The sequence below is a fragment of the Pseudomonas sp. 13159349 genome (genome assembly GCF_013305685.1).
GTDB lineage: Bacteria > Pseudomonadota > Gammaproteobacteria > Pseudomonadales > Pseudomonadaceae > Aquipseudomonas > Aquipseudomonas asiatica.
In genome coordinates this window covers 4,474,420-4,493,511 of sequence record NZ_CP045553.1, presented here as the reverse complement: position 1 = coordinate 4,493,511, position 19,092 = coordinate 4,474,420, and the positions used below count along the sequence as shown (strand labels likewise).

Below are 19,092 nucleotides of genomic sequence, written 5' to 3'. Positions count from 1 at the left end.
CAATGGCGGAGGAATGGCCCGAGGACCTGGAGCCCACTGAGGTCACCTGGGGCGTCATCTACAACAACCGGGGGTTCACTTCCTCGCTGTCGAATGCTCAGCAGATCGTGGCTCAGCCTGGCTCCTACTGGAAGTGCACCATGACCTTCGGCTTCCTGTACGAGGAGGATGAGCGCGAGCTGACTTCGCTGCTGGGCCGCCTGCATGGCATGTTCGGCACGGTGAATATCCCGTATCTCACCCGGGCGCGCACGGACAATATCGGCACGCCGACGGTGGCGGTCGCCAATGCCCAGTCCAGCATCATGCAGCTGCAGGGCATGCTGGCCAGCCGGCCGGTATTCAGCCGCGGCGATCTCATCACCATCGGCGGTGAGATGTTCGAGGTGGTGGAGCACGCTTCCTCCGACGCCGCCGGCAATGCCCTGATCTCGGTGAACAAGCGCATCCGCAAGGTGATACCGGCCGGCAGTCCGGTCGAGTACCAGAACCCCTATTGCGAGATGCGCCGCATGGACGACACCAACGAATGGACCACCCAGCCAGTGGTCTCGAACTCTACCCTGCAGTTCAGAGAGGCATTCTGATGGCCACCAGCGTTTTCCCGTTCAGCCAGACGGTTGTCGACATCATCGCCAAGGGCAACTTCATGGCGGTCTATGCCTGCCAGCTGGACTTCCCCGACGGGATGGTCTTCGCACATACCGGGACCGGCGACCTGGTGATCGACGGGATCACCTACCAGGGCGTCGGCACCTTCGGCGCGGTTGGTCAGTCGCAGGAGAGCAGCAACTCGGGATCTCCCATGTCCATTGACCTGACGCTCAACGGCCTGGACACCCAGATCATCACCGAAACCTCGCTCAAGGGGTGCCGGGGTCGCAACGGCAAGCTGATGTTTGTCGTGTTCGATCAGGACGGCAGCTATGCCGCCGACATCCTGTTCTCTGGCCGCATGGACGCAGCCACCTTTTCCTACGCCGGCAATGGCGAGGACGGCAACAAGATCACCGTCCCGATCGTTGACCGGATGGCCGAGTGGAGCCGCACGGGTACCGAGCGCTTCACCGACGAGAACCACCGGGCCCGCCACCAAGGCGACCGCTTCTTCTATGCCATCGCCCAAATGTCCGAATGGCCCATCTACTGGGGCTCCAAGAAGGACGCTCCGACGTTCACCTACGAGAAATAGCCATGCGCTACCGAGACTGGACCACACGCCTCAGCGAAGTGATCAAGGCCGCCATAGAGCGGCCTTTTTCATGGGGCGAATTTGACTGCTGCCTGTTCGCGGCGGACTGCGCGGTAGCGGTGTGCGGTACCGACCCGGCTGAGGCGTACCGCGGCACCTACAAGACCGAGGCAGGGGCGAAGCGGGCGCTGAAGAAGCGGCACGGCAGCCTTGAGGCAGCATGGGATGCCTGCTTCGCCCGGGTGGCGCCAGCTTTCATCCAGCGCGGCGACATCGCCATCTACGAAGCGCCCGGCGGACGGTCCATGGCCGTGTATTGGGCAAATGAATTCTGGGCGACCACTGACGACGGGGTCGCCCGCGTGGTGTGCGATCCGCTTGCAGTCTGGAGAGTTGAATAATGTCCGGTGGCGTCAGGAAGATTGCTCAGGTAGCTGTAGGCGCAGTAGTTGGCTTTATTTCTAGTGGCGGCAACCCGCTCGGCGCCCTGGCCGGCGCCGGTATGGCCTTCTACATGGCCGAGCAGCAGGAGAAGCTGAACACCAAGTCGCCGATGCGCGACAACGAGCCGTCGGCGCAGACCGTCCGCTCGTCCAAGGCGCCGGCGCGCTTCATCCTTGGCCGTGTCAGCACTGGTGGAGTGCTGGTGTGGGCGCAGGAGCAGGTCGGCGACCAAGCCGATGGCGAGTGGCTGCACCTGGTGTACGTGCTCTGTGAAGGACCAGTCGACGCGCTGGAGAACATCTACCTGGGCGAGGAGGAGATTGCCACCTACGGCGAGCACGCCACCTATGAGCTGGTTGTAAACCCGACCCTAGTGAACGCGTTCCTCAAGGCCAACTGCCCGGACTGGAAAGACGAGCAAATCGGCCGTGGGCTGTCGTTCGTGCGCCTGTCGCTGAAGTACAGCGCCGAGAAATTCCCTTCTGGCATCCCTGACGCACGCTTCATCGTCCGTGGCCGCAACGACATTTACGACCCGCGCAGCGGAACAGCCGTTTACACCGAGAACACAGCGCTTCACATCCTGTGGTACCTGCGCAATCGTTGCGGCGTGCCGGACGATGAGATCGTGTTCGAGACGTTCGCTAGCGGTGCCAATATCTGCGACGAATCTGTCGCCAATCCTGACAACACCACTAGCCCGCGCTACCGCAGCAGCTGTGTGATCGGCGCCGACGAGCAGCGTACCAACGTGCTGCAGAAGCTCGAGGCTGCCTGCGGCGGCCGGACTATTCGCGTCGGCGGGCGCTGGATGTTCCAGGCTGGGGCCTACTACGGCCCGTACGACTTCGAAATCACCGAGGACATGGTGATCGGCACCATCACCGGCAGCACCGAGCCGACCAATGATGCCGCGATCAACACGGTGCGCGGCACCTTCATCGACACCTCGCAGTCGTGGACAGAGACCGATTACCCCGAGGTCAGCGTTGCCGAATGGGTGATTGAGGACGGCGGCGAGGCGGCAGAAACGCTGACCTTCTCCTACGTGACGGACGCCTACCAGGCCCAGCGCCTGGCGAACATCGAGCTTCGCCGCCGGCGCGCAGGTGGCACCATCAGCATTCCCATGAACTTCCTGGGATACAACTGCCGGCCAGGCCGCGCCGTGCGCGTGAACCTGCCGTCGCTGAACATTCTGGGCGAGTTCATCGTTACCAACTGGAGCATGGGCGCTGACCAGGGCTGCACCGCCCAGCTGCAGCAGTACGATGCAGCGCAATTTGATGATGCCGTGGGCCAGCCGTACAACCCCATCGGCTTCATCAACCTACCGGCCGGCGGCCTGGGCAGCCCGACCAATCTGGCCTGGGTGCCCGACGAGACTGCCGAAGTCACCCAAGGCGTACTGAGCTGGACGCAGCCGGCCGGCATCGTCACGGGTTATGCGGTCACCATCCGTCAGGGCGGCACTGCGGTGCAGGCGCAGCAGGTGCCGGCAACCACCCTGCAGTTGCCGCTGTCCGGCCTGCCCTCTGGCAGCTACACCATGAGCGTTGCCGCCCTCGGCCCGCTGACCCGCTCCGGCGAGGCCAGCATCACAGTGAACATCGACGGACCTCCGATCCCAGAGGCGTGCACTGTGAGGTCCACCATTGACACCATCACCCTGTTCCCGAGCAACGTGCAGCACGGGCTGAACGGCGGCACCTACGAGTACTTCTTCAGCCTGGACCCGCAGGTCACTGCAGATCAGGCGACGTACCTCGGCCAGGGCTTGAGCCTGACGCACACTGACCTGGCCTTCTTCACCAACTACTACTATTTCATCCGCTCGCGAAATGCCTACGGCGTCAGCGCATTCCTGAAGATTGCTGCTTCCACCTCCACGGATGTCAGCACGATGATTGCGTCACTGGAAGGAAAAATCCAAGAGGGCCAGCTTTGGCCAGCGCTGCAGGAGCGCATCGATCTGATCGATGGAAATGGCCCGGGTTCGGTCAACGAGCGTATCGGTGAACTTCGGGATGAGATCGACGGCCTGGTCGACGCTCTGGCCTACGACCCGGGCAAGGCCTACCTCGAAGGTGATGCGGTTCGCGGTGGCCAGCGCCTGTATCAGGCCATCCAAGCAGTGCCGGCAGCGCCCGGTGGAGAGAATGCGCCGCCGAACCCGAGCTACTGGCTGGACATTGGCCAGGTGGTGGAATCGGCGAATGGCCTGGCCGCTCAGGTTGAGCAGAACCGTGTCGACATCGAGGAGCAGGATGGCCGGATCACAGCCACGGCGGAGAGCCTTCAATCAGTACAGTCAAAGGTCAACGACCCGGTAACCGGGCTTGCCGTAACGGCTGAAGGCCTGAGCCAGATCAAGGGCGCGGTTGAAACCCTTGATGGCCAGGTCGCAGCAAATGCGCAGAAACTGGACGGTGTGTTCGCCCAGGTAAACCCGACAATGGCCGGTAGCGAAGAGGGCTTCGCGGGTTCTGAGGAGACCTACGTCGGCGTCTGGTCCGAATTGTCAGCCAGGATCGAGGGCGATGTTGCCCAGGCCAAGCGCACTGACCTGGTCGAAGTTCGCCAGGGCGAGACCAATGCACTGGTACAGCAGGTCAGTGAGTCTGTGGTTGACCTCGAGAGCTCCACGGCCACCCAGTTCAGCCAGGTCCAGGCTCAGCAGGGACAGACCAGTGCTGCCGTCCAGCAAGTCAGCCAGGCAGTCACAACCCTGGACGGCAAAGTCGAGGCGAAGGTGACCATCAAGGCGCAGACAATTGCTGGCGGCAGGCAGGTTACAACTGGATTGGCATTTGGCAGCAACGGGGAGACTTCTGAGTTTCTCGCGTTCGCCCAGCGCTTTGCAGTGGTGGATGAGGTCGGTGGCCAGGTCGTGGCGCCGCTGGTGGTGCAGAACGGCCAGGTGTTCATCAACACCGCACTGATCAACCAGGCGTTTATCCAGCAGATCATCCTCGGGATGACATTGCGATCGCAAGCCGTCGATTCACAGGGACGACCGCTGATCGAGATGAACATGGTAAACGGCACGTTCACTCTTCGCGGGCAGGATGCAAGCGGCAGCCTGCTGATCAATAACGGCGGGGTCTACGTCTACGACGCCAACAACATCGAGCGTACGGCGGTGGGGAGGATGACGACATGACGGACGTGTACGGCCTTCGGACGCGAGATGCGGCCGGGGCCATCACCTTGGACACCACCATCACGCCGATTCGCTCGCTGAAGATGATGCAGGTGGCCGGCAACAACGCCTTCGACCAGTACATCGCAATACCGGAGATCCAGGCGGCGTCCTTTGTTGTGGTTGATGCCCTGTTTGACGGAGGCGACAACACCTGGAGCCCGCCTGCCTGGGCAACTACCGGACAGCTGCAGCTGCGACAGCCCGGTACCAGGACCTGGCAGGTGATGATCCTATCGCAGGGCGGAGAGCCGTTTTCGGCAGCAGGCAGTTACGGGATCAGGGCGGCAAACAACAACGTCCGCACACAGATCGACGCGATCAACCGGGTGCTCAGCGTGCGCTACAACGGACGGATGAATATTGGGTTTCAGGGGCCTGGGAGCGCAAATCAGATCCAGTATGGCACTGTGACGTTTCCTCAGCCGGTCACGACCTACGAGCGCCCGATGATCTTCCTGAATGCCGACAACTACATGATGGTTGGGAGCTTCTTCGTCACCGGATCTCCCGGCAACTGGACCGGGTTCCGCATCAAGGCCTACAACAACCAGCAGGCTCACGGAAGCACCGCGCTGTATCCGATGATGATCAATTGGTTCTGTGCAAGCTACATGGTGCCAAACACGCCTGTGGATGCGTACGGCGCATCAGTGCGGGATGCGGCAGGGAACAGGACTTTCGTCACGTCGGCCAACCTGGCTCTGCTTAATAGCCAGCCAGCCAATAACTCGTTCGCGACAGCAGGAACGCCGATCACCGGAACAGGCTATTACGCGTCGTCGGCGCAGATGGCTTGGACCGGGAATTATGCTGATTACGTCCTCGCCAATGCGCTTTTCTCCGTTACAAACGTTGGCCAAACCACTCAGCCCTTCAGAGCTAATTACGGTGGGTTCCTTCCTGGTAGGCGTGATGTTCTCCAAATGTATTGCGAGAACTTCGACGGCATTAACCCGCTGAGCGTGAATGGCCGAACGCTATTCGCCTCCAGACCAATGAAGCCAATATAGGATCAGACATGGCAAAACAGACTATTAATCTCGGTAGCGCCCCAACCGGACAGGGCGGAGACACGCCTCGCAGCGCCAACGTGAAGATCGATGCGAACTTCGATGAGCTGTATGACGCGCTGGGGGCCGGAGGGGCGCCAAAAGTGCTGCCTGCTGCACTTCCTGTGGCGAAGGGCGGCACGGGCGCGACCAATTCCGCTTCAGCAAGGGTAGCGCTTGAACTTGGCACAGCCGCCCAGGCGAATATGGGATTGGGGGTAGGGCAAGTTCCACCCGCTGAAGCGCTTGGCTATGCGAAGTCGTCTTCCTCAACGACGAGTTGGTACGCAGACATTGATCATGGATTCGCCCCAGTCCTGTATGAACCAGGGGCGCCCGGCGCACCCACCGGAGGCACCGGCTACTGGTATAAGCAAGCCATCCGGTTCGGCTCCTCCGGCAACCGTTTGTTAATTGCGTGGCCGTATGGGCTTCCAGGCAATACAGGCACCATCAAAATTTGGTCGGTTTACGGCAACGAGATCACTCCGGTGATCGAGCTTTATCACACCGGAAATACCACACGCGCCGCTGACGGCACACTGAAGGCGATCTGAACATGGCAAGAGCAGCAATCAATATCCTCGGCGACGGCTCGATCATTAACATCACCTCCCTCGGCAAGGCCGATATCACCGTGGAGCACCTTAGCCCTGGCCAGTACCTGGTGGTGGGCACGCTGGGCATGTGCCGCCACCAGAGGGCTGGGGCTATGTGATTAACCAGATGGACGCCGTGCCACCGTAGCGACATCCTTCGCCGACGGCGTTTTGCTGGTGAGCGTGGCAAAGGATGGCGAGCCGGCCGACCTGCTACACAGCATCACCTTGCATGTCTCCGTCGAGGATCTGCCGCCGCCCGACCTGCCGCCGCCCCAAGAGCCCGAGCCCGCTGACGCGCTGGCGCTGGCCCATGCTGAGATTGCACAGCGCCGTGCTGTTGCCGATGCGGCAATTATCCCGCTGCAGGACGCTGTGGACTTGGGCATTGCCACGGACGCCGAAGTCGGCCTGATGACCGAGTGGAAGCTTTACCGCGTTGCCCTGAATCGTCTGCCTGACCAGCCAGGTTTCCCCAACGAAATCGATTGGCCTGCGCCGCCGGCCTGATCCGCGACAAATCCACCGACCGCCGCCTGGCGGTATTTTTTTGCCTGGAGAAATCATGGCCAGACTCACCGAAGCCCAGGCCGGAGGCGCGAACGTGCTCCGGTTTCTGGATCTGATCGCCTTCTCGGAAGGCACTGCGCCCGTGAATGGCAGTGATGACGGGTACAACGTGCTGTACGGGGGCGGCCTGTTTGCAGGTTATCTCGATCACCCTCGGCAGAAGCTGACCTTTTCAATCAACGGCAAGCCGGTGACCAGTACCGCCGCCGGACGTTACCAGCTGCTGGCGCGCTACTGGGATGCCTACCGGGTGAGCCTACGCCTGTCGGGCGGCTTCACCCCGGAGAATCAGGACCGTGTCGCGCTCCAGCAGATCCGCGAGCGCCGCGCCCTGGACGACATCAAGGCCGGCCGGGTTGCCCAGGCGATCGCCAAGTGTTCGAACATCTGGGCCAGCTTCCCGGGCAACGACTATGGGCAGAACCCGCACAAGTTGGAGAAGCTGCTGGCGCAGTGGCAGAAGCTCGGCGGGGGGGCGGCATGACTTCTTGGGCAGTGAGGAGTTTGGTGCTGCTGGTGTTCCTGGCCTCCCATTGGGGCATGTACCAGCACGGCAGGGCGGTGGAGCGGGTAGAGGCCGGCCAGGCGTCGGCAGAACGGGACAGCGGCGACCGCCTGGCTGAAGTGATCGGCGAGCGGACAGCGCGCCGGGAAGAACAACGACGCGCCACGGCGCAGGAGGAGGTGAGAGCGCATGCTCAGGAAGAACGAACGATTGCTGATGCTGGCGCTGCTGGCGCCGATGCTGCTGGCCAGCGGTTGCACGACGAAGCAGGAAAGCTCGCCGCCGCCATCAGTTGCCCCACCACGGATACCGCCGCTGTCGCCAGAGGCCAGGCAGCCACCCGCGCCGCCATGGTGCTCTCCGACCTGCTCGCACGGGCTGATGCTCGAGCGGGAGAATTGGCGAAAGCTTATGACCGAGCCCGTGTCGCGGGGGAGCAATGCCAGCGGGAGTATGAATTACTCATCAGGTAGCAAATTTTTATCTTGGTTCAAAATTCGGATTCAGAGAGTAAGTTAGGCGCGCTGGTTGGGCCTAATATCTATCTGGAGTGCCACAAGCGCGGCATTTAAGAATGCGCAAGTGTATCCGAATAGTTCTTTTGTGTTGAAAGTGGACATCATAGACTTCAGCGTTATTGGTTGCTCGACTAAGCTGTCTATATTCATTCCAGCTTCTCTTAACGATTCTCCCATGACGTTAAGGACTTCGCTATTTTCATTGAATAATTCGAGCACCCTGTCTCGTACATTTGGCGTGTCAAATGTCAGATCACTAGCCAAGTGGGCAAAATCGTTCCGCAATTTTCTACATAAGTCCAGCGACTTACGCATCGTTTCAGGTATAAGATTTAGCCTGGACGCCAATGTGATCTTAGTTCCAAGGTCTCCGAGGGCCTTGCCAGGTCCAAGCAGGTCGTCCTTTGTGCCGCTTTTTGGCGGCATGAATTTTTGCAGTACTTTGGTTAAGGATTCGTCCAGCCACGCAGTTGCTAGTACGACAGTTCCCCGGTCGGTTTCATGTTTAAGAGCTTGGGCCACGGCTCTAAAAGCCGTACCCATTGCGGCATTTCGATCAGTCATATGGGTCTCTAGCACTTGATATGGTTAGGAGGATGATGGCCACATTTTGATCTGCACGGAGGGCGGTGTGGGTGCTGGCTGACCGCCGGCAGAGTATGACTATGAGGGCAAACTACAGGGGTCAGTTACTTCCTGCCGCTGATAGAGCGGCGGTTGGCGCCTTGGGCGAGACGAGCGAAGGTTTTTGAGGGTCTTTGTCCTGACCCTTGCTCTGTTTGTCTCCCAATCCTTTCTGCCTCTCTTTGAATATTTCCATCATCTGCAAATGAAAGTCTTTATTTACATCTGCGCAGTATTTTTGAAGGTGATCGTAGTCTTCTTGATAGGCTGCAAGCTCGTTTCCGGCGATAACCTTTTCCGGTATTTCTAGTCCGGGAGCTAGGGATAGTGGTTTTATTTCCATCACTGTGGGTGCATCGTGCGGCTCTGACATGGTGATTCTAAGCTCCGCTATTGGAACCTTCTTAGAATGCATTAAATAGCTGAGAATAAACTTTCTGGATTTCCCTAGGCTTAGGTAGTCGGGGGTTTCACTGTCAATATAGAAATACCAAGTGACAGGGTTGAATTTGCAAATTTTTTCAGAAAACATCTCGCCTCTTACTATTCCCGTCCCTTCGCTGGAGTTAATATTGATTATGAATCGTGGCTGCTCCTCTGGGATCTCAGGGTAGTCTCCGGTAATAATAGAGTATTCAGTCGTAGTCGAGAACTTCCCTGTCCATAGCTCGTGCTTGTAGAAAAATTTCTCCATGAAGTCGGATGAGTCAATTGCCAATCCAATGATAGCGCCTATCCCACCTATTACTGTTAATCCGGTGGCTAATAGCTTAATTAATTTCATTGAAAGATATTCTGCTAATTTAGGAGTAAGGTCTTGCCGTTGGCATGGCGAGGTAACGATGGCGTATGGCTGCCTCGCCATATGTCAGTTAGAGCTCTATTTGTTCAATTTTCATCCACCCCTGCGGACGTATGAAGCGCAATAATGGCCTCTGCCTGTGCCCTAGAGATCATGCGTAGGGCCTCCTCGGGCTTGAGTTTTGCGAACTGAGTCAACCAGTTTTCGAGCTCAATGTCCTCGAACTTCATCTCTACTAGAAAAGACCCGCTGAGTGCCGCTTTTTCGATCTTCCCATAGGCGGTCACAGCGTCATGCCAGAAAATCGGTCCCTGGGCTTTGGGGTGGTAACCCTTCGTTTCGTTAGCGACTGGCTTTACAAGATGATGATGCTGGGTTGTTTCTCTACCCCAGCCTCTGAGCGTGAGCTTCATAGCGCCTTCCCTGTGTCAGTTGGTGGCAGCATGCTACTAGCGATGTCAAGGCAGGACAACGAGCGGATGTTGGGGGAATTTTGGGGGAATTGATCCCCCCAATGATGTGGAGTTCTGCTGCGTCATGCTTCGTTTAAGATGCTGATTTTGTTGGGCTTTATGAAATTTCCTCGAAAAAACATGAAGGCGAAAACGGATTCGAAATCCGTTGTACTGGCAACAGTACCTAGGGTTCAAATCCCTATCTCTCCGCCATACACGAAGTAAACAAAGCCCCCGAAAACGTTAAAGTTTTCGGGGGCTTTGTCGTTTCTGGCCATTGGGTTAGGGCAAATTCAGGGCAGAAATTGAACATGCGAGGCCGTGTCCGGCACAGCTTTCGGCAAAGAGCACCGGCGTTGCTCGAACGTGTGGCTTGGTTACTCAATGGCAAACACCATACCGGCCAGAGGCGCGTTTAAGGCCGCCGCAATGCCCGCTGCGCCCCCGGCAAGTATCGAACCCCACTTGCGTGATAGAAGTGGGTCGCCAGTCAGATTTTCTAGGTCATCGAACTTGCTTTGGTCATGGCAGATGCTTTACGGATGCTGTATGCACCCCAGGCCAGGCCAAGCAATGCTGCAATCACCGATGCCGAAAGCACGCCAAGTTTCGCCGCCCCCAGCGCGCCAGGATCGACGAAGGCGAGATTGGCAATGAAGATCGACATGGTGAAACCGATGCCGGCCAGCAGCCCGACCAAGGTGATGCTGCGCCAGCTCACCTCGGCGGGAAGCGCGCACCAGCCCAAGCGGACCATCAGCCAACTGACGCTGACGATGCCCAAGGGTTTGCCAACTACCAGAGCGACAGCGACGGCGATCATCACCCACTGCGGGGCCTCGGCTGACAAATCGACACCCGAAAGATTTACCCCGGCATTGGCCAAGGCAAACACCGGCATGATGCCGAAGGCTACCCAAGGGTGCAGGGTGCCTTGCATGCGCACCACTGGCGGCACCAGTTCGCGCTGGGCCAGGCGCAGGCGCTTCAACGGGTCCATGAGGTCGCTGGCATCGCGCTCGGGCGCCCTGGCGCGTCCCAGCAGCTCTCCGGTGAATCGGCTGATTGCATCCAGTGGTCGCTCGCGCATCGGCATTGCGACCACTGGCGTCATCAGGCCCAGCACAACGCCTGCGAGGGTGGGGTGGGCTCCGGTCAACAGGATGCCCAGCCAGGTGACAAAGCCGGGAATGATGTACGCGTAGGCCGAACCCACTCCGATCTTCTGCAGCCCGATCACCATCAGCAGGCCGATCAGCGCAACCCCGAAACCGCTGTAATCGAGGCCGCCCGAGTAGAAGAACGCGATGATCAGTACTGCGATGATGTCATCGATGATGGCCAGGGCCAGCAGAAACACGCGGACGTTGGACGGGATCGACTTGCCGAGCAGCGCCAGGACACCTACCGCAAAGGCGATATCCGTAGCCGTCGGTACGGCCCAGCCTTGTTGTTCCGCCGCAGCGTGACCAAAACCCAGGTAGAAGAGCGCGGGTACGGCTACACCGCCAATGGCGGCTGCCATGGGCAGCATGGCCTGCCGAAGGCTGGACAGTGCGCCCTCGTGGATCTCGCGACGGATCTCCATGCCCACGACAAGGAAGAAGATGGTCATCAAGCCATCATTGATCCAGAAATGCAGCGACTGTGAATAGATCAGCGAACCCACGCCGATCGTCAACGGTGTGTGCCAAAGGGCGTCGTAGCTTTCGGCAGCCGGGGAGTTGGCCCAGATAAGCGCAGCAATAGCTGCAACCAGTAGAACGATGCCGCTGACCGCTTCAATGTGCAGAAAGCGTTCAAGGTTGGCGAAGGCACGCTCGGCCAATTCCTGGGCGCGAGACAATTCCTTTTTTTGCATAGGCGCAAGTACTCCCGCATGGCGGCCCGACCTGCGCTGTTCTTTAACCTGCCCCACTGCACCGTGCAGCTGGCACCCGTTCGGTAGTCTACCGAACAACCGCTACTCAAGGCTATGACGTGACCGTGAATGAGCGCGAAGATGGGCGGGTAACCTCTGGCCTAGAATCGCCAGAAAGCTGGAGAGACGAGTACCAGTACGGTCAGGATTTCGAGCCGTCCAAGCAGCATGCCGACAGTCAGCAGCCATTTGGCAGCGTCCGATAACGAGGCGAAATTACCTGCAGGACCGATAAGCGTTCCCAGCCCCGGGCCGACGTTGCACACGGCGGTAGCGGCCCCGCTCAATGCCGTTGTCCAGTCGAGCCCTAGCAGCGAGAGGCCAAGGGCGATGACCGCGATGGTGACTGAGAAGAAGAACGAAAACGTCAGCAGTGAGCGCACGATCTCTTCATCGATCGGGTGCCCATTGTATTTCTTCGAGATTGTTGCCCTTGGATGGATCAACTGTTTCAGGCTGCTGACAAGCAAGGCCGCGGCCACCTGGAAACGGAATATCTTCAGGCCTCCAGCGGTAGACCCCGAGCAGCCACCGACGAACGTCAGGTAAAAGAACAGCATGATGGCGAAGCTGCCCCAGAGCGTGTAGTCGCCCACGGCAATGCCCGTGGTGGTCACCACGGAGGTGACGTTGACCGCCACGATACGGAGCGCATCCCACCATGACAGATCGCTGTGCAAGCAGAGCCAGGTTCCGACCGTGAGCCAGATGAAGACGAGAAAGCCAATGAAACCGCGGACTTGATGGTCATCGAGCAGGATGCGCCGATGGCCACGCAGCGTGGCCACATACAGGGTGAAAGGGAGGCTGCCGAGGATCATGATGACAACGGCTACCCAATGCACCGCAGGCTGCACCCAGTGGCCCAGCGAGGCATCGGAGGTAGGGAAACCACCGGTTGAAATCAGTGCCATCGAATGATTGATGGCTTCGAACGGGGTCATGCCGGCAGCCCACAACGCCCATGTTCCCAAGACTGTCAGGCCCACATAGATGATCAGGATCATCTTGGCCGCAACATGCGAGCGGGGTGTCACTTTGTCTGACCAATCCGAAGATTCGGTCTGGAACAGGCGCATGCCACCTACGCGCAGCAGGGGCAGGATCGCGACAGCCATGCCGATAAAGCCGATGCCTCCCAGCCAGTGCAGCAAAGACCGCCAGACAAGCAACCCGGGCGATGCATTGTCCAGCCCGGTTAGTACCGTCGAGCCGGTGGTGGTGATCCCTGACATGGTTTCGAAGAACGCGTCCGTGTAACTGATGTGCCGGATGAACACCATCGGCAAGGCCGCAAATGCGCAAACGATGACCCAGCTTGCCGTTGTGAGCAGGTACATGTCCCTGGCGCGCAGTTGCGGTGCGCCGGGAGCGCCTCGGGCCACCATGACCAGGCCTGCGCAGAGCACGATAAGGCTTGACCAGACGAAAGCGCCGAGATCATCGCTGCGGTCGTACAGCAGCAGTGTCAGCATCGGGATTACCATGCTGACGGCCAAGGTGATCAGGAATACACCAATAATGAAGGCTATGAAGCGCAACGCTGGAAGCGGCATTAGTTGAGCTCGTGCGGACAATGCCGGCAGTATTGCCTGCCGTACAGCAATGTCGAGTAAAAAGCCGTAATGTCTTAGGACAGTTCATACAGAGCCACTCGATTGTTGCACAGGTGCAACTAGCCAGTGCACCTTGCTGCTTGGATCCAATGCCAGGGTTCTGTATCATCCCGCCGCCATCAGACGATGGCCGAAGATGATTCATTTAAAGGACTTAGTATGAAAAAGCTGTTCAAGGCTACTGTAGCCGTTGCTGTCGTTTCGGGTGTTGCCCTGCTGTCGGGTTGCACTGGCCAGGTTTACAACCAGCCAAAAAACTGCACCTACGACTACCTGTTCCACCCTTCGGTTTCCATCTCCAAGATCATCGGTGGCTGCGGCCCGATCGATAAACTGCCTCAGCAGCAGTAATCTTGGCGGTACCCTGATCGCGACGCTTGCGGCGTGATCCAAGGCCCCCGGTCATGTACATGGCCGGGGGTTTTTGTTTGTGGCCACTTCAGATGCAGGTCTTGCCAGAAGGCCCGGCTCGCGGATACCAGTGCATTGAACGCTGCCTGGGCTCAGGCCCAGATATCACCGATGGTAAAGCCTTCGGGGAACGGGTCGTCGTGGTCGAGCACGAAGGTGTTCAGGCCGTAGATCCAGCTTTTGCCGGTGATGGTTGGTACCACGGCCTCGTTGCCGCCGATGCTGGTTTCATCGATCAGGCGGCCGGTGTAGATGTTGCCGAGCAGGCCCTGATGGCGGAAGTCCTGGAGCAATGGCAGCTCACCCTTGGCGTGCAGGGTGGCCATCTTCGCCGAGGTGCCGGTACCGCACGGGGAGCGGTCCAGCGCCCCGGTCCAGGTGGCCGGGTCGTCCCACGAGAACTCGCCGCAGGTCATGGTCACCGCGTTCTTCCAGTCGGCGTTGGGGTCTTCGCTGGGGCCGGACAGCTGCGAGATGGTGATGCCGATGCCGGGGTAGTCGGGGTGTGCCACCGGCAGTTGCTCGATAGCCGCCTGGCGGATCATCGACGATACCCGGGCGATTTCGGCGCCGTGCTGCGGGATCAGTTGCAGGCCTTTGAACTGGCGCACGTCGGCGATTACATAGAACATGCCGCCCCAGCCCACGTCCACGCGCACCTTGCCCAGGTGCGGTACGTCGATTTCGGCATCCAAGTGTGCGGCGAACGCTGGTACGTTCTGGAAGGTGACGGCCTTGACCTTGCCGCCCTCGCATCGGGCCTTGATGCGGATCAGCCCGGCCGGGGCCTCCAGCACCAGCTCGGTGAGCGGCTCCTGCATCGGCAGCATGCCCATCTCCAAAAGCACGGTGGCCACCGAGATGGTATTGCTGCCGGACATCACCGGGTACTCGATCTGCTCCATGATGATGTAGCCGGCGTCGGCCTCGGGGTGGCTTGGCGGGACGATGATGTTGCAGCAGTGCGCCGGATAGCCGCGCGGTTCACGCAGCATCAGCTTGCGCAACTGATCGTCGTTGGTTTCGAGCCATTTCATCTTGGCGTGTACGCTGTCACCGGGGATGTGCGGTACGCCGCCTGTGATGACGCGCATGGGGATGCCGGCGTGGGTGTCGACGGCGTGGATGGTGCGTTTGAATGACATATGGGCGGCCCTGTTCTGATCGGATTGAGGCGGGGTCTGGGGCGCAGGATAAAGCGGTGGGGCGGGGCTGTAAGTCGAATAAATCCGATCGGGTGACCGGTTTTTTGAATGGCATTTGCGCAGGCCTGTGCCGGCCCTTTCGCGGGCAAGCCCGCTCCCACACGGGCGCACAGGCCTGAGACAACCCGCCACCTTGACTCCCGGGCCGGCAATTTGTTTGTGCTGGCATTTAAGTTAGAATCGGAAAAACGATTCAGCCTTGTCGGTCAATTCGACAAAAGGCCGAGTCGTTTTCTGGTTCTCTGGCTGCTGAACAATGATCAACAACAAGCCTGCGCTGCAGAACATGCTTTACCTGGGCCAGCCACAGGCCCGCCCTCTGTTCTCCTGACTGGAATCGATCAATGTTCAAGAAAGCTGGCAAGACCTTGCTGGGTCTGGCTGTCGCTGCAAGCGTCATGCAAGCGCACGCCGCAGAAACCAAGAAAGTAGATGTGCTGCTGGTCGGCGGCGGCATCATGAGCTCGACCCTGGCCGTGTGGCTGCACGAGCTGGAGCCAAGCTGGTCGATGGAAATGGTCGAACGCCTGGATGGCGTGGCCGAAGAAAGCTCCAACGGCTGGAACAACGCCGGTACCGGCCACTCCGCGCTGGCCGAGCTGAACTACACCCCGGAAGACAAGGACGGCAACGTCAACATCGCCAAGGCCATCGAAATCAACGAGGCCTTCCAGATCTCCCGCCAGTTCTGGTCGTGGCAGGTCCGCCAGGGCGTGCTGAAGAACCCGCACTCGTTCATCAACACCACTCCGCACATGAGCTTCGTGTGGGGCGATGACAACATCAAGTTCCTGAAAAAGCGTTATGACGCGCTGCAGGCCAGCCCGCTGTTCCGCCCGATGCAGTACTCCGAGGACCACGCGCAGATCGCCAAGTGGGTCCCGCTGATGATGGAAGGTCGCGACCCGAACCAGAAGCTGGCCGTGACCTGGACGCCAATCGGTACGGACGTCAACTTCGGCGAGATCACCCGCCAGTTCGTCGGCCACCTGAAAACCCAGGAAAACTTCGACCTGAAGCTGTCCAGCGAAGTGCAGGACATCACCCGCAACAAGGACGGCTCGTGGCACGTTGAGTACAAGAACCTGAAGGACGGTAGCGAATCGGCTACCGACGCCAAGTTCCTGTTCATCGGTGCTGGTGGCGGCGCGCTGAAGCTGCTGCAGAAGTCGGGCATTCCTGAAGCCAAGGAATACGCAGGCTTCCCGGTGGGCGGCTCGTTCCTGGTGACCGAGAACCCGACCGTGGCCATGCAGCACATGGCCAAGGCCTACGGCATCGCCTCGACCGGTGCGCCACCCATGTCGGTTCCGCACCTGGACACCCGCGTGCTGGATGGCAAGCGCGTGATCCTGTTTGGCCCATTTGCCACCTTCTCGACCAAGTTCCTGAAGAACGGCTCGTACCTGGACCTGCTGAGCAGCACCACCACCCACAACGTGTGGCCGATGACCAAGGTCGGCATCGATCAGTACCCGCTGGTGGAATATCTCGCTGGCCAGTTGATGCTGTCTGACGACGACCGCTTCGAAGCCCTGCGTACCTACTTCCCGAACGCCAAGAAGGAAGACTGGCGCTTGTGGCAGGCCGGCCAGCGCGTGCAGATCATCAAGCGTGATGCCGAGAAGGGTGGCGTGCTGAAGCTGGGCACCGAAGTGGTCGCTTCCGAAGACCGCACCATCGCCGGCCTGCTGGGTGCATCGCCAGGTGCTTCGACTGCGGCACCGATCATGCTGAACGTGCTGGAAACCGTGTTCAAGGAGAAGGTCGCTACCCCAGAGTGGCAGGCCAAGATCAAGCAGATCGTGCCGAGCTACGGCACCAAGCTGAACGACTCGGCGGCGGCCACCCAGAAAGAGTGGAACTACACCGCTGAAGTGCTGCAGCTGGAGAAACCACCGGTGATCGACGAGAGCGTCGGCACTACGGTTGCACCTAGCCAGCCGGTCGAGAGCAAGCCTGAGAATGACATGGCACTGTAATCGGCCATTGTTGTGACAGAAGCCACGGGGGAGACCTCGTGGCTTTTTTGTTTCCTGTGTCCGGCCCCTTCGCAGCACAAGGCTGCTCCTACAGGCACGGCGCCGTATCTGTAGGAGCAGCCTTGTGCTGCGAAGGGGCCAGCTCAGGAAACCACTGATCGGAAACCCAGCTCAGCCCCAATAAAAACATATTTTGATGCTTAAATTAATCTTGTCAGTCGATCCCCTCCAGGAGGGTGCCGTCATGAACATCAAGATTGCCGCCTTACTGCTGCTAGCCCTGTGCGCCCAGCCGGCATGGAGCCAAAGCTACTCCTACTCCAGCGAAACCCCTGCCGCCAAACCTGCCGAATCTGCTGCAATGACCACACGCATGGCCCTGCGCGACCTGTGGGTCGAGCACATCTTCTGGGTGCGCAACTATGCCGTGGCCAATCAAGCCGGTAATGCCAAGGAGGCCGAAGTCGCTGCCAAGGAAGTGGTCACCGACGCCACCAGGATCGCCAACAGTATTGCCCCGCTGTACGGCCAGCCTGCCGCCGATCAGTTGCTGAAGCTGCTGGCCGGCCACTGGGGCGCCATAAAGCACTACAGCGACGCCACCGTGACCAAGGACAAAAAAGGCCAGCAAGCCGCGGTCAACGAGCTGAACAGCAATGCCAAGGCCATCGCCGCGTTTCTGGCCAAGGCCAACCCGAACCTGCCCGAGCCGACCCTGCTGACGCTGCTCAGCGCCCACGGCGGGCACCACGTGGCCCAGATCGACCAGTTGGCGGCCGCTGACTACGTAGGCGAGGCGCGCACCTGGGCGATGATGCGCGAGCATATCCTGACCCTTTCCGACGCTCTGGCTGCGGCGTTGGTCAAGCAGTTCCCGGACAAATTCTGATGCTCGAAGGCCTGGGCCGTACCCAACAGGACCTGCTCCATGCGTTGCTGCTCCAGCCGGCCGGCATGAGCATCGACGACCTGGCGCAGGCCCTGACAATCACCCGCACGGCGGTGCGCCAGCACCTGGCAGCGCTGGAGCGCGACGGCCTGGTCAAGCGTGGCGCTACCCGGCCCACCGGGCGACGCCCGGAGCAGCTGCACGAGCTGACCGAACAGGCCCGCGAACTGTTCCCGCGGCAGTACCCGTTGCTGGCCAACCTGCTGATTGCGGAAGTGGCCGGCTTGCTGGGGCAGGAGGCGTTGCTGGCGCTGATGCGCCAGCTGGGGCGCAAGCTGGCGGCGGACCTGGAGCACCAAGTGGTGGATGAGGCACGCATCGTCGAGCACATGAACAATGCGGGGTACGAGGCACAGGTGTTCTTCCGCTCGGGGGGCGAGCCGCAGATCGTTGCGCACAATTGCGTGTTCCATCACCTGGCCAAGGCGCACCCGGTGGTGTGCGAGCTGGACCTGGCGCTGATCGGGGCCTTGGGTGGGGCCGAGGTGAGCCATGAGGAGTGCATGCTCAGGGGAGGGCAGGTATGCCGGTTTGCCCTGGGCAAGAAGGAAGATTGATTTTGCCTGTTCTGGCCCTTTCGCGGGTAAACCCGCTCCCACAGAGATCGCACAGGTCTTGAAGACAGTGATTATCCTGTAGGAGCGGGTTTACCCGCGAAGAGGCCGGCACAGGAAAATCACTGTTGCCGCAGAATGCAGTCCAGCAGCCCGGGAAACCGCTCCCCCAGCATCTCGCTACGCAACGAATTCATGTGGGTAGTCCCCACATTGCGGGTATGCACCAACCCCGCATCACGCAGCACGCGAAAATGGTGGGACATGCTCGACTTCGGCCGGCCGCCGTCCAGCTCGCCACAGCTGGCTTCGGCCACGCCCGCCAGGTGGCGCACGATACCCAGGCGCACCGGGTCGCTCAGGGCATAGAGCAGGCGTTCCAGGGTGAGGTCTTCAGAATTGGGATGTTGATAGGCTCGCATGGTCGTCATGATAACGGGGCTATCATTAATTGCCATAGTTCGATTATGATCGAACTATCGTAATCAGAT

21 protein-coding genes and 1 pseudogene are annotated in these 19,092 nt (G+C 59.7%); 14 read left to right on the top strand and 8 right to left on the bottom strand.

Translation table 11 applies throughout. The annotated features are described in order from the left end of the window. The first annotated feature begins 2 nt into the window (after positions 1-2). From GEV38_RS20650 to GEV38_RS20605, 10 genes are read left to right on the top strand one after another with little or no spacing between them, the layout of a single operon-like run. Positions 3-587, top strand: a complete 585-nt coding sequence (locus GEV38_RS20650) for a hypothetical protein (RefSeq protein ID WP_054572681.1) — start codon at positions 3-5, stop codon at positions 585-587. Next, positions 587-1,192 carry a hypothetical protein gene (locus GEV38_RS20645; protein WP_173895952.1) on the top strand — a complete coding sequence of 202 codons (606 nt, stop codon included), beginning with the start codon at positions 587-589 and terminating at the stop codon, positions 1,190-1,192. The genes GEV38_RS20650 and GEV38_RS20645 overlap by 1 nt, the downstream gene beginning before the upstream one ends. Positions 1,193-1,194: 2 nt before the next feature. Further along, the gene (locus GEV38_RS20640) at positions 1,195-1,593 is read left to right on the top strand and encodes a hypothetical protein (RefSeq protein ID WP_103462627.1); all 399 of its coding nucleotides are present in this window, start codon (positions 1,195-1,197) and stop codon (positions 1,591-1,593) included. Then, positions 1,593-4,799, top strand: a complete 3,207-nt coding sequence (locus GEV38_RS20635; RefSeq protein WP_173895950.1) for a DUF1983 domain-containing protein — start codon at positions 1,593-1,595, stop codon at positions 4,797-4,799. Before GEV38_RS20640 ends, GEV38_RS20635 begins: the two co-directional genes overlap by 1 nt. Beyond that, positions 4,796-5,851, top strand: coding sequence for a hypothetical protein (locus GEV38_RS20630; RefSeq protein ID WP_054572334.1), 1,056 nt, complete (start codon positions 4,796-4,798; stop codon positions 5,849-5,851). Before GEV38_RS20635 ends, GEV38_RS20630 begins: the two co-directional genes overlap by 4 nt. Before the next feature lie 8 nt (positions 5,852-5,859). Beyond that, a complete protein-coding gene (locus GEV38_RS20625; protein ID WP_173895948.1) occupies positions 5,860-6,447 on the top strand; it encodes a hypothetical protein in 588 nt (195 codons plus the stop codon). Between the two features lie 2 nt (positions 6,448-6,449). Continuing rightward, on the top strand, positions 6,450-6,608 hold the full coding sequence (locus tag GEV38_RS20620) for a hypothetical protein (RefSeq protein WP_173895947.1): 159 nt from the start codon (positions 6,450-6,452) through the stop codon (positions 6,606-6,608). Positions 6,609-6,666: 58 nt separating this feature from the next. Then, on the top strand, positions 6,667-6,999 hold the full coding sequence (locus GEV38_RS27930) for a tail fiber assembly protein (protein ID WP_306130010.1): 333 nt from the start codon (positions 6,667-6,669) through the stop codon (positions 6,997-6,999). Between the two features lie 55 nt (positions 7,000-7,054). Next, positions 7,055-7,543, top strand: a complete 489-nt coding sequence (locus tag GEV38_RS20610) for a glycoside hydrolase family protein (RefSeq protein ID WP_173895943.1) — start codon at positions 7,055-7,057, stop codon at positions 7,541-7,543. Next, positions 7,540-8,037: a DUF2514 domain-containing protein gene (locus tag GEV38_RS20605; RefSeq protein ID WP_173895941.1), complete on the top strand. Its 498-nt coding sequence runs from the start codon at positions 7,540-7,542 to the stop codon at positions 8,035-8,037. The genes GEV38_RS20610 and GEV38_RS20605 overlap by 4 nt, the downstream gene beginning before the upstream one ends. A gap of 42 nt (positions 8,038-8,079) precedes the next feature. Here GEV38_RS20605 and GEV38_RS20600 read toward each other — a convergent pair whose 3' ends face one another. The 6 genes and pseudogenes from GEV38_RS20600 to GEV38_RS20575 form a co-directional block, all read right to left on the bottom strand. Further along, positions 8,080-8,646 (bottom strand): hypothetical protein, encoded by a 567-nt coding sequence (locus tag GEV38_RS20600; RefSeq protein WP_173895939.1) that lies wholly within the window; start codon positions 8,644-8,646, stop codon positions 8,080-8,082. A gap of 121 nt (positions 8,647-8,767) precedes the next feature. Beyond that, on the bottom strand, positions 8,768-9,490 hold the full coding sequence (locus tag GEV38_RS20595; RefSeq protein WP_173895937.1) for a hypothetical protein: 723 nt from the start codon (positions 9,488-9,490) through the stop codon (positions 8,768-8,770). Between the two features lie 104 nt (positions 9,491-9,594). After that, on the bottom strand, positions 9,595-9,921 hold the full coding sequence (locus GEV38_RS20590) for a hypothetical protein (RefSeq protein ID WP_173895935.1): 327 nt from the start codon (positions 9,919-9,921) through the stop codon (positions 9,595-9,597). A 422-nt stretch (positions 9,922-10,343) separates the two neighbouring features. Further along, positions 10,344-10,424, bottom strand: a pseudogene (locus GEV38_RS20585) (chloride channel protein); the annotation flags it as partial. A gap of 38 nt (positions 10,425-10,462) precedes the next feature. After that, the gene (nhaA, locus tag GEV38_RS20580; protein ID WP_038410099.1) at positions 10,463-11,824 is read right to left on the bottom strand and encodes a Na+/H+ antiporter NhaA; all 1,362 of its coding nucleotides are present in this window, start codon (positions 11,822-11,824) and stop codon (positions 10,463-10,465) included. A 161-nt stretch (positions 11,825-11,985) separates the two neighbouring features. After that, positions 11,986-13,440 carry a TrkH family potassium uptake protein gene (locus GEV38_RS20575; protein WP_173895933.1) on the bottom strand — a complete coding sequence of 485 codons (1,455 nt, stop codon included), beginning with the start codon at positions 13,438-13,440 and terminating at the stop codon, positions 11,986-11,988. 219 nt (positions 13,441-13,659) lie between these two features. On the opposite strand from GEV38_RS20575, the gene GEV38_RS20570 reads away from it, so the two are divergent. Beyond that, positions 13,660-13,851: a YhfL family protein gene (locus GEV38_RS20570; protein ID WP_003254720.1), complete on the top strand. Its 192-nt coding sequence runs from the start codon at positions 13,660-13,662 to the stop codon at positions 13,849-13,851. Positions 13,852-14,003: 152 nt separating this feature from the next. Here GEV38_RS20570 and GEV38_RS20565 read toward each other — a convergent pair whose 3' ends face one another. After that, complete coding sequence (locus tag GEV38_RS20565; protein WP_015271372.1) at positions 14,004-15,056, bottom strand: proline racemase family protein; 1,053 nt, start codon at positions 15,054-15,056, stop codon at positions 14,004-14,006. A 404-nt stretch (positions 15,057-15,460) separates the two neighbouring features. Between GEV38_RS20565 and mqo the strand changes: the two genes are divergently transcribed. From mqo to GEV38_RS20550, 3 genes are all read left to right on the top strand, one after another. Further along, the gene (gene mqo / locus GEV38_RS20560) at positions 15,461-17,098 is read left to right on the top strand and encodes a malate dehydrogenase (quinone) (protein WP_015271371.1); all 1,638 of its coding nucleotides are present in this window, start codon (positions 15,461-15,463) and stop codon (positions 17,096-17,098) included. Positions 17,099-17,342: 244 nt separating this feature from the next. Next, positions 17,343-17,987: a hypothetical protein gene (locus GEV38_RS20555; RefSeq protein WP_054573751.1), complete on the top strand. Its 645-nt coding sequence runs from the start codon at positions 17,343-17,345 to the stop codon at positions 17,985-17,987. Then, positions 17,987-18,604, top strand: coding sequence for a metalloregulator ArsR/SmtB family transcription factor (locus GEV38_RS20550; protein WP_054573752.1), 618 nt, complete (start codon positions 17,987-17,989; stop codon positions 18,602-18,604). The genes GEV38_RS20555 and GEV38_RS20550 overlap by 1 nt, the downstream gene beginning before the upstream one ends. Positions 18,605-18,723: 119 nt before the next feature. Here the strand turns inward: GEV38_RS20550 and GEV38_RS20545 are convergent, their stop codons facing one another. Beyond that, positions 18,724-19,059 carry a helix-turn-helix transcriptional regulator gene (locus GEV38_RS20545; protein ID WP_003259528.1) on the bottom strand — a complete coding sequence of 112 codons (336 nt, stop codon included), beginning with the start codon at positions 19,057-19,059 and terminating at the stop codon, positions 18,724-18,726. Positions 19,060-19,092 lie beyond the last annotated feature (33 nt).

What these genes read in the sequence shown, in the direction of transcription:
- GEV38_RS20645 (WP_173895952.1), top strand. Translation starts at nt 587, where the DNA reads ATGGCCACCAGCGTTTTCCCGTTCAGCCAGACGGTTGTCGACATCATC.
- GEV38_RS20555 (WP_054573751.1), top strand. Translation starts at nt 17,343, where the DNA reads ATGAACATCAAGATTGCCGCCTTACTGCTGCTAGCCCTGTGCGCCCAG.
- nhaA (WP_038410099.1), bottom strand. Translation starts at nt 11,824, where the DNA reads ATGCAAAAAAAGGAATTGTCTCGCGCCCAGGAATTGGCCGAGCGTGCC.
- GEV38_RS20575 (WP_173895933.1), bottom strand. Translation starts at nt 13,440, where the DNA reads ATGCCGCTTCCAGCGTTGCGCTTCATAGCCTTCATTATTGGTGTATTC.
- GEV38_RS20640 (WP_103462627.1), top strand. Translation starts at nt 1,195, where the DNA reads ATGCGCTACCGAGACTGGACCACACGCCTCAGCGAAGTGATCAAGGCC.
- GEV38_RS20550 (WP_054573752.1), top strand. Translation starts at nt 17,987, where the DNA reads ATGCTCGAAGGCCTGGGCCGTACCCAACAGGACCTGCTCCATGCGTTG.
- GEV38_RS20630 (WP_054572334.1), top strand. Translation starts at nt 4,796, where the DNA reads ATGACGGACGTGTACGGCCTTCGGACGCGAGATGCGGCCGGGGCCATC.
- GEV38_RS20620 (WP_173895947.1), top strand. Translation starts at nt 6,450, where the DNA reads ATGGCAAGAGCAGCAATCAATATCCTCGGCGACGGCTCGATCATTAAC.
- GEV38_RS20635 (WP_173895950.1), top strand. Translation starts at nt 1,593, where the DNA reads ATGTCCGGTGGCGTCAGGAAGATTGCTCAGGTAGCTGTAGGCGCAGTA.
- GEV38_RS20610 (WP_173895943.1), top strand. Translation starts at nt 7,055, where the DNA reads ATGGCCAGACTCACCGAAGCCCAGGCCGGAGGCGCGAACGTGCTCCGG.
- GEV38_RS20545 (WP_003259528.1), bottom strand. Translation starts at nt 19,059, where the DNA reads ATGGCAATTAATGATAGCCCCGTTATCATGACGACCATGCGAGCCTAT.
- GEV38_RS20590 (WP_173895935.1), bottom strand. Translation starts at nt 9,921, where the DNA reads ATGAAGCTCACGCTCAGAGGCTGGGGTAGAGAAACAACCCAGCATCAT.
- GEV38_RS20605 (WP_173895941.1), top strand. Translation starts at nt 7,540, where the DNA reads ATGACTTCTTGGGCAGTGAGGAGTTTGGTGCTGCTGGTGTTCCTGGCC.
- GEV38_RS20650 (WP_054572681.1), top strand. Translation starts at nt 3, where the DNA reads ATGGCGGAGGAATGGCCCGAGGACCTGGAGCCCACTGAGGTCACCTGG.
- GEV38_RS20565 (WP_015271372.1), bottom strand. Translation starts at nt 15,056, where the DNA reads ATGTCATTCAAACGCACCATCCACGCCGTCGACACCCACGCCGGCATC.
- GEV38_RS20600 (WP_173895939.1), bottom strand. Translation starts at nt 8,646, where the DNA reads ATGACTGATCGAAATGCCGCAATGGGTACGGCTTTTAGAGCCGTGGCC.
- mqo (WP_015271371.1), top strand. Translation starts at nt 15,461, where the DNA reads ATGTTCAAGAAAGCTGGCAAGACCTTGCTGGGTCTGGCTGTCGCTGCA.
- GEV38_RS20570 (WP_003254720.1), top strand. Translation starts at nt 13,660, where the DNA reads ATGAAAAAGCTGTTCAAGGCTACTGTAGCCGTTGCTGTCGTTTCGGGT.
- GEV38_RS20595 (WP_173895937.1), bottom strand. Translation starts at nt 9,490, where the DNA reads ATGAAATTAATTAAGCTATTAGCCACCGGATTAACAGTAATAGGTGGG.
- GEV38_RS20625 (WP_173895948.1), top strand. Translation starts at nt 5,860, where the DNA reads ATGGCAAAACAGACTATTAATCTCGGTAGCGCCCCAACCGGACAGGGC.